The organism is Acidithiobacillus sp., assembly GCF_027322205.1.
Classification (GTDB): domain Bacteria; phylum Pseudomonadota; class Gammaproteobacteria; order Acidithiobacillales; family Acidithiobacillaceae; genus Acidithiobacillus.
Map to the genome: position 1 here is coordinate 1 of NZ_DAHVHY010000091.1, position 6,137 is coordinate 6,137.

The 6,137-nt window shown below is 56.9% G+C and carries 10 protein-coding genes and 1 pseudogene; 3 read left to right on the top strand and 8 right to left on the bottom strand.

Going from position 1 to position 6,137, the window contains the following annotated elements; translation table 11 throughout:
• Positions 1–44: 44 nt before the first annotated feature.
• From M7F93_RS10710 to M7F93_RS10745, 8 genes and pseudogenes are all read right to left on the bottom strand, one after another.
• Positions 45–422 (bottom strand): type II toxin-antitoxin system VapC family toxin, encoded by a 378-nt coding sequence (locus M7F93_RS10710; protein ID WP_298173185.1) that lies wholly within the window; start codon positions 420–422, stop codon positions 45–47.
• 11 nt (positions 423–433) lie between these two features.
• Positions 434–670, bottom strand: coding sequence for an antitoxin (locus M7F93_RS10715; protein ID WP_298173188.1), 237 nt, complete (start codon positions 668–670; stop codon positions 434–436).
• A gap of 443 nt (positions 671–1,113) precedes the next feature.
• Positions 1,114–1,290: a hypothetical protein gene (locus M7F93_RS10720; RefSeq protein ID WP_298173191.1), complete on the bottom strand. Its 177-nt coding sequence runs from the start codon at positions 1,288–1,290 to the stop codon at positions 1,114–1,116.
• Between the two features lie 21 nt (positions 1,291–1,311).
• On the bottom strand, positions 1,312–1,530 hold the full coding sequence (locus tag M7F93_RS10725) for an HVO_A0114 family putative DNA-binding protein (protein WP_298173210.1): 219 nt from the start codon (positions 1,528–1,530) through the stop codon (positions 1,312–1,314).
• A 16-nt stretch (positions 1,531–1,546) separates the two neighbouring features.
• Positions 1,547–1,633: pseudogene (locus tag M7F93_RS10730) on the bottom strand (toxin-antitoxin system TumE family protein); the annotation flags it as partial.
• Positions 1,634–1,805: 172 nt separating this feature from the next.
• Complete coding sequence (locus M7F93_RS10735) at positions 1,806–2,105, bottom strand: addiction module antidote protein (protein WP_298173194.1); 300 nt, start codon at positions 2,103–2,105, stop codon at positions 1,806–1,808.
• A gap of 3 nt (positions 2,106–2,108) precedes the next feature.
• Positions 2,109–2,399 carry a type II toxin-antitoxin system RelE/ParE family toxin gene (locus M7F93_RS10740; RefSeq protein ID WP_298173197.1) on the bottom strand — a complete coding sequence of 97 codons (291 nt, stop codon included), beginning with the start codon at positions 2,397–2,399 and terminating at the stop codon, positions 2,109–2,111.
• A 338-nt stretch (positions 2,400–2,737) separates the two neighbouring features.
• Positions 2,738–3,487: a hypothetical protein gene (locus M7F93_RS10745; RefSeq protein ID WP_298173200.1), complete on the bottom strand. Its 750-nt coding sequence runs from the start codon at positions 3,485–3,487 to the stop codon at positions 2,738–2,740.
• Between the two features lie 123 nt (positions 3,488–3,610).
• On the opposite strand from M7F93_RS10745, the gene M7F93_RS10750 reads away from it, so the two are divergent.
• From M7F93_RS10750 to M7F93_RS10760, 3 genes are all read left to right on the top strand, one after another.
• Positions 3,611–4,789, top strand: coding sequence for an AAA family ATPase (locus M7F93_RS10750; protein ID WP_298173202.1), 1,179 nt, complete (start codon positions 3,611–3,613; stop codon positions 4,787–4,789).
• Positions 4,790–4,847: 58 nt separating this feature from the next.
• Positions 4,848–5,651 (top strand): metallophosphoesterase family protein, encoded by an 804-nt coding sequence (locus M7F93_RS10755; protein ID WP_298173205.1) that lies wholly within the window; start codon positions 4,848–4,850, stop codon positions 5,649–5,651.
• On the top strand, positions 5,648–6,137 hold a 490-nt coding region (locus M7F93_RS10760), incomplete at its 3' end, for a metallophosphoesterase (RefSeq protein ID WP_298173208.1). The genes M7F93_RS10755 and M7F93_RS10760, both read left to right, overlap by 4 nt.

Here is a 6,137-nt window from a genome sequence, read left to right on the forward strand (position 1 = left end):
GAACTGAAAAAGCCCGTTGATGATCAGGAAGTGCAACTTCGCCATCATGTCACCCAGTTCTCGGCGACCAGTCCTGCACCGACATAGAGATCGAAATCGGCCGTGTTGTTGGTCACCAGCGTAACTCCCAGCGATAAAGCATGCGCGGCAATCATGCGGTCAAAGCTGCTCTTTCTGGCTGGGAACTGCCGGGAGAGCTTTCCGAAGAGGTCCGCTGCATCCACGTCAAAATCCTTGACGATCAGCCTGCTCAAGAGCGTGGCCATTTCGAACTGGCTGTTATGCACGTCCAGGCCACAGCACAATTCAGCCCAGGTGATCGAACTGATCCCAATTTCACCGGGCTTGCAGGCCGCGAACCGCCGGATGACTGATGCGGGCTGCTCCTTCATGAGGTAGATGCAAATATTGGTGTCCAGCAAGTAGCGCAGTATCACCAAGATCTTTCCGTCTCGACAAACTCTGGGCGCTCGCCGGTGTGCTGCGGGCGCAGCGCAGCGAACAGCGCCGGAAGCGATTCGAGCGAATCTTCTTCAGGCTCCACGATGAGCCTGTTTCCCTCTCGAATCACGACCAATTTGGTCTGCTTCGGGAATGCCATACTCACAGGGATGCGGACGGCAGGTGAATTACCTGCCATGAATTGGGTGGTATGAAAGACTTTACGCATGACTGTCTCCAGGGGTAATAACGTCACGTTATCACGCCGATGGGGCCGACGCAATGGCATGCCACGTTTTCTCAAAAACCTAAGTTTTCTATATCAAAGCTGGGTGGACTTATCGTCTAGTGGCTTGTTCTTATTTACCTACTCTCGCACTATTTTGGCTTGCGCTGGCGTAACCCAGAGGTTGATCTGGACCAGCCCAGCGTCTGCTTTTTTTTCGGAGTTGCGCTGAAGCTTGCCGGAAGGTGGCTTTGCGTTTGTCATCGTTCATGGGGGTGTCCTAAATGGGGCGACGGTCCTCATATGGTGCATATCGATTGCTCAACGTGCAAAATCGTCCCGCAGGCGGCTCAGCCAGGCACCCTGGCTAGCGGCGATTTAACGCAAGCGCGGTACGCGCCACACTCCGATTTACCCGCAAAAACCACCGCCTTGCAGACGGCTCGTTACTGTGTAACACCTTTGGTGAGATCCGTTATTTTCGTTTCCGCATCAGCTAACGATGCATGATCGCTGAGAAATCCATAGGGACCAAAGATCTCCCAATGAGTCCGCCCATCCTTTTCAATGACCTCTTGGATTTGATAAGGATTGGCTGTCTGTACAATTTTGCGCCGTGTCATATTCCTTTCTCCAGCACCGCGTTATCCCGCCTTGCGCAAGTGCATATCCACATGAATATCGGCGAACGGGCAGCTCACCCCGCCGCTGGTCGTGCGCTCTATCAGTCCGAGTTCGGCAAGTACCCGCACGTCATCGTGAACGCGACGCACATCCCGACCTGCCCGTCGTGCCAACTCCCTGATGGACACTTCCCCCGCGCTCATGATCTGGCGCACCAGAGAGACCATGCTCGTTGTCATAGCCGATGACCCTGGTGCCGTTGACCACGTAGACCAGCCGGTACTTGAAGCAGTGTCCACATGGCGGCACAGGCTTCGGTACGCGCCACACCACCATCTCCATGAGATCGCCATTCGGCGCAACATCCTTGAAGCGGGTGATCGAGTGCGGCGGGCCGGGCTGGATTTTGCCGCCGCGGCCTAATCCATTGGTGACGCCTATGGTCCCCCAGTGTCGGGCCTGAAGTGCAGGCACTGGCCGCAGGTGGCGCGATCATGATCTTTGTTTTATGCCATCAGGCATGCACAATTTCAGCACGGATGTGAATACCCAAAGCCCGAATCACCTTGATGATCGTTGACAACTCCGGGTTGCCGCTGCTGGAAAGCGCCTTGTACAACCCCTCACGAGTCAATCCGGTATCTCGCGCAAGATTGGTCATTCCTTTAGCCCTGGCGATGTCGCCCAAGGCCGCACGAATAAGACTACCATCACCGGGGTCTTCGTCAAGGCAGGCGTCAAAGTAAGCTGCCATGTCCTCATCCGTATCAAGGTGGTCTATCACATCCCATTTCTTTAGCGTGACAATTCCCATGTATTACTCCATTTCCTGTTGCTGAGAGGCCAAGTCCAAAGCTGTTTTAATATCCTTGGATTGCGTGCTTTTATCGCCTCCAGCGAGAAGGATAACCAACTCTACGCCGCGCTGGATGAAGTACACGCGATATCCAGGGCCATAGTGAATACGCATTTCGGAAACGCCCTGTCCCACCGGTTCGCAGTCGCCCATGTTGCCCAACTCTGCTCTACGAAGACGCGCTGCAATGCGCGCCTTCGCGTTGCCATCTCGTAACTCGCTGAACCATGCGTCAAATGTTGTGGTGGTCAAGAGGGTTCTCATTGGAACGAGTGTGAACCATGGATTACACATCGTCAACCATCAAAACACCCCATCCCGCTGTTCAGCCAGCACTTCCCGCAAAAGCAGGTGCTGCGCCACGAAGCGGTAGGGTGAATAGCGTTCCGGGTTCAAAACCAGCAACGGCACCCCACGTTTGACCGTTTTATGGCCGCCGTTTAGCCATTTACAAGGATGGCCTTGCTTGCGACAGCAGGTGGATACAGTACAAGAAAAAAATTATACTGTACCCGTCTGTACAGTATAGCTTTTTTGTACTGCACCGCCGTCACAGCCATAATGCAATGCGCGTTATTTGGAAAAGACCATCAGAACGCCAAATCGAAGTCGTCATCAACGCCCCTCACGCCGCGCCTATTCAGCCAATCCAGAAGCACTTGCGGGTCCATCCCTTCCTGAAGCTGTTTCATCAGCCCTTCTGCCAGTGGCCGCCAGGACGGGTGGAATGCGAGGTGAAGATTCTCCGTACATTGTTTGCCCGTCTGGTGCAGGGCGAACTCCAATAAATCGAGTGTCTTCTCCCTGGCCATAGGGAAAGAGGGGCGCAAGAGGGACATCCAGCGATCGTTGTCAAAAAATACTTCGTTCATCGGGGTGTCCAGTACTGCTTCGGTGCCATAACCCAGAGCATCCCGAACGGACAGCGCGCTTTTCAGGCCCGGGGTGATGGTCAGACTCACCAGGATTTCTCCCGTTTCCAGGATATAGGACGGTGTTGGCCCGCCCATTGTCGCCGCATGAATCCGCAAATCCTTCCGCTGCCCCGCACTCAATAATGTGCCAAAGACCCGTTTCAGAGGTTCCAGGCTCCCCTGGTCGTGCCAGAGATGCAGCATGTCGCGACGCAGTTCCCCCTCCTTGACACCCAGGTAATACAAAATCTTGGCCTGTCGCTCCGCAGAGATGACCTGCGGTTTTTCACGCAACCAGACCGATAGATTGGGTATGCGAATCTCCGTTTCCTGCGAAATGCGGCCCATCGTCTCGCCGCGCAGGGCAATCAAATCCCTGGCGAGTTCCACAACGGCGAATTCTTCAGGGCTAAGGCTGTCTGCCATACGTCCTCCCAGTCTGACTATAAAATACTGTAACACGCGCCGCGCGAGAAACCCACGGTTTTTGACAAGCTTGTCTGATTGATGTTACTATAATTTATAGTAGCTGTGAATAAGGAGGATGCCATGTCATTTGTGTCTCGCCCAGATCCGGCGGATGAGGATCCAGTCGACAACCAGGAGACGTTTCAGGAGCGTCGCTCTGAAGAATCGGTAGCCGTCTGGTCCGCAGAGGCGTTGCCCACAGCAGATGACCCCGGCATTTTTGAGGACCTGCCGGACCCCTGCGCGTTTGAGGCAGACGGGTCTGAAGAGGACACCCAGCCGAGACCACCGCAAATCCAGTTTCTGGATGCGTCCCGCTTGGCGGTGTTTGAAAAAAACCGGAATGAAAAAGACAAGGGGTCGCAGGCGAAATCCGTCCTGGCGCAAATCGAAGCCGCCGGCGGGGATAAGCGCTGCCTGGGGCTTCTGCCGACGGCATGGGCAAGCAGCCTGGAAGCGTGCAGGGCGCGGTTCCCGAACTTTGCCGTGCTGGTCGACTTTCTGGACGACCAATTCGCCTTGTCGGCGCGCGGGGATAGCCGGGTATTTTGGCCCCCCATCCTGCTGACCGGTGCACCGGGCGTCGGCAAGACGGCCGTAGCGCGCTGGCTCGCCGACCAGCTCGGTTTGCCTTTCCGGGTCTTTGACATGGCCTCGGCGCAAAGCAGCTCCGCCCTGGCGGGGTCAGATGTTTTCTGGTCGAACTCGCAGCCCGGTCATCTGTTCGACCTGCTCACCGGCGAGCCATGGGCGAATCCGGTCATCGTGCTGGATGAACTGGACAAGGTGAGTAGCGACCTGCGTTTCAACCCCATAGCGTCCCTCTACACCTTGCTGGAGCGGGAAAGTGCGCGCGTCTTCAAGGATTTGTCTGTTCCGGAGTTTGCCATCGACGCCAGCCATGTGAACTGGATTTGCACCGCCAACGACGAAAGCCAGATTCCCGCGCCGATTCTGTCGCGAATGACCGTGCTGCACATCGATCCGCCAACGTCCGGCCAGATGCGGGGAATCGCCCAAACGGTTTATGAGGGACTGCTCAAGGAGGCGAGTTGGGGATGGTCCTTCGATGAGCGGTTGGATGATGCGGTGCTGGACGCCTTGGTGGGCTATTCGCCGCGCGCGTTGAAGCGGACGCTGCTGCAGGCGTTGGGCGCCGCGGCAAAAGCCGGGCGCGCGGGGATCGTCGCTGAGGATGTGCCGACAGAAGCCGCTCTGGGTAAAAAATGGGCTATGGGTTTCTTGGATCGTAATATATAGACGCGCGGTGATGCGCAAGTTTTTGAAAAGCGCATTACCGCCATTCAGGATAGATAACATGCAGATCAGATTGATTTCCGACATTCATGTGGATGTGAATCCACCCGCTACCGTCCGTCTGGCGTCATTGCCGACGGACCGGGACAGCATTCTCGTGCTCGCGGGAGACTTCGGCACGCCCAAAAAGCTGGCGGACTGGCTCAAAATGGTGGCGACCCCTTTCCCGCATGTTGTGGCGGTGTTGGGAAACCACGATTACTGGGGTTTATCCGTCGAACGCGCGCCGGAAAAGTGGCGGGAGGGCCTAGCCAGACATTTGCCGAAGGATCTGATGGCGCGGTGTACCCTGCTGGAAAGACAAGGCGTGGACATCGGCAATATCCGCTTTTTCGGAACCACCCTGTGGTCCGATTTTGATGGCGGCGACCCCTATGCCATGCGGGCGGCGCAGGAGACCATGCAGGACCATAAGCGGATACGGTGTCATGGGGGTGCCCGGCGCTTTTTGCCGCGGGATACCGTGGAGGTGCATCTGGTCAGTAAGGTTTGGCTGGAGGCATCCATCGCACAGCCCTGGGCTGGCCACAAGGTCGTGATCACCCACCATGCACCGGCATGGGAGTCCATCTACAAATCCTTCCGGCAGGATGATCTGTCCGGTGCCTACGCCAGCCGATTGGAGGAAACCGTGGCGCGCACCGGTGATCAGGGAGTGCGGCTGTTGATGCACGGCCATACCCATCATGCGGTGGATTATCGCATCGGTGCGGTGCGCATATTGTCCAATGCCTTCGGCTACCCGAGGGAAGGTACCGGCGTGCAGTTGGATCAGGTGATTACTTTGGAAGAGAGGTCAGCATGAATCCGCGCGTCATAGCCCATCCGGCCAATCTTCAGGGCCGGGATTTCATCGTCGGTGATCTGCACGGTCACCCTGATGTCCTGCGCAGGCTCATGGATCATGTGGCCTTCGACTACGATATGGATCGCCTGTTCAGCGTGGGTGACCTGGTGGATCGCGGCCCGAACAGTGCCGGGGCGCTGGATCTGCTGGAAGCGCCCTGGTTTTATCCGGTGCTGGGCAACCACGACGCCATGCTGCTGGCCACATTGAATCTGGATCATTTGCGGGAGATGCGGCGGGAGGAAGCCCAACGGACCGCGGCCTACGCCGATCTCTTTGCCCGCAATGGCGGCTGGGACTGGTTCCGTCCTTATCGGATGGATGAAGAACCGTGTGAACGGTGGCGGTCCGCGCTGTCTCAGGTGCCTTTGGTACGCATCGTCGACGCTGGGAATACGGCTCCTGCAGGGCGGTTTCAGGTGCTGCACGCGGAACTGGCGGCAG

Bases quoted from the DNA above. Each gene is read 5' to 3' on its own strand.
- M7F93_RS10755 (WP_298173205.1), top strand. From the start codon at position 4,848: ATGCAGATCAGATTGATTTCCGACATTCATGTGGATGTGAATCCACCC.
- M7F93_RS10725 (WP_298173210.1), bottom strand. From the start codon at position 1,530: ATGACAACGAGCATGGTCTCTCTGGTGCGCCAGATCATGAGCGCGGGG.
- M7F93_RS10735 (WP_298173194.1), bottom strand. From the start codon at position 2,105: ATGGGAATTGTCACGCTAAAGAAATGGGATGTGATAGACCACCTTGAT.
- M7F93_RS10745 (WP_298173200.1), bottom strand. From the start codon at position 3,487: ATGGCAGACAGCCTTAGCCCTGAAGAATTCGCCGTTGTGGAACTCGCC.
- M7F93_RS10750 (WP_298173202.1), top strand. From the start codon at position 3,611: ATGTCATTTGTGTCTCGCCCAGATCCGGCGGATGAGGATCCAGTCGAC.
- M7F93_RS10715 (WP_298173188.1), bottom strand. From the start codon at position 670: ATGCGTAAAGTCTTTCATACCACCCAATTCATGGCAGGTAATTCACCT.
- M7F93_RS10720 (WP_298173191.1), bottom strand. From the start codon at position 1,290: ATGACACGGCGCAAAATTGTACAGACAGCCAATCCTTATCAAATCCAA.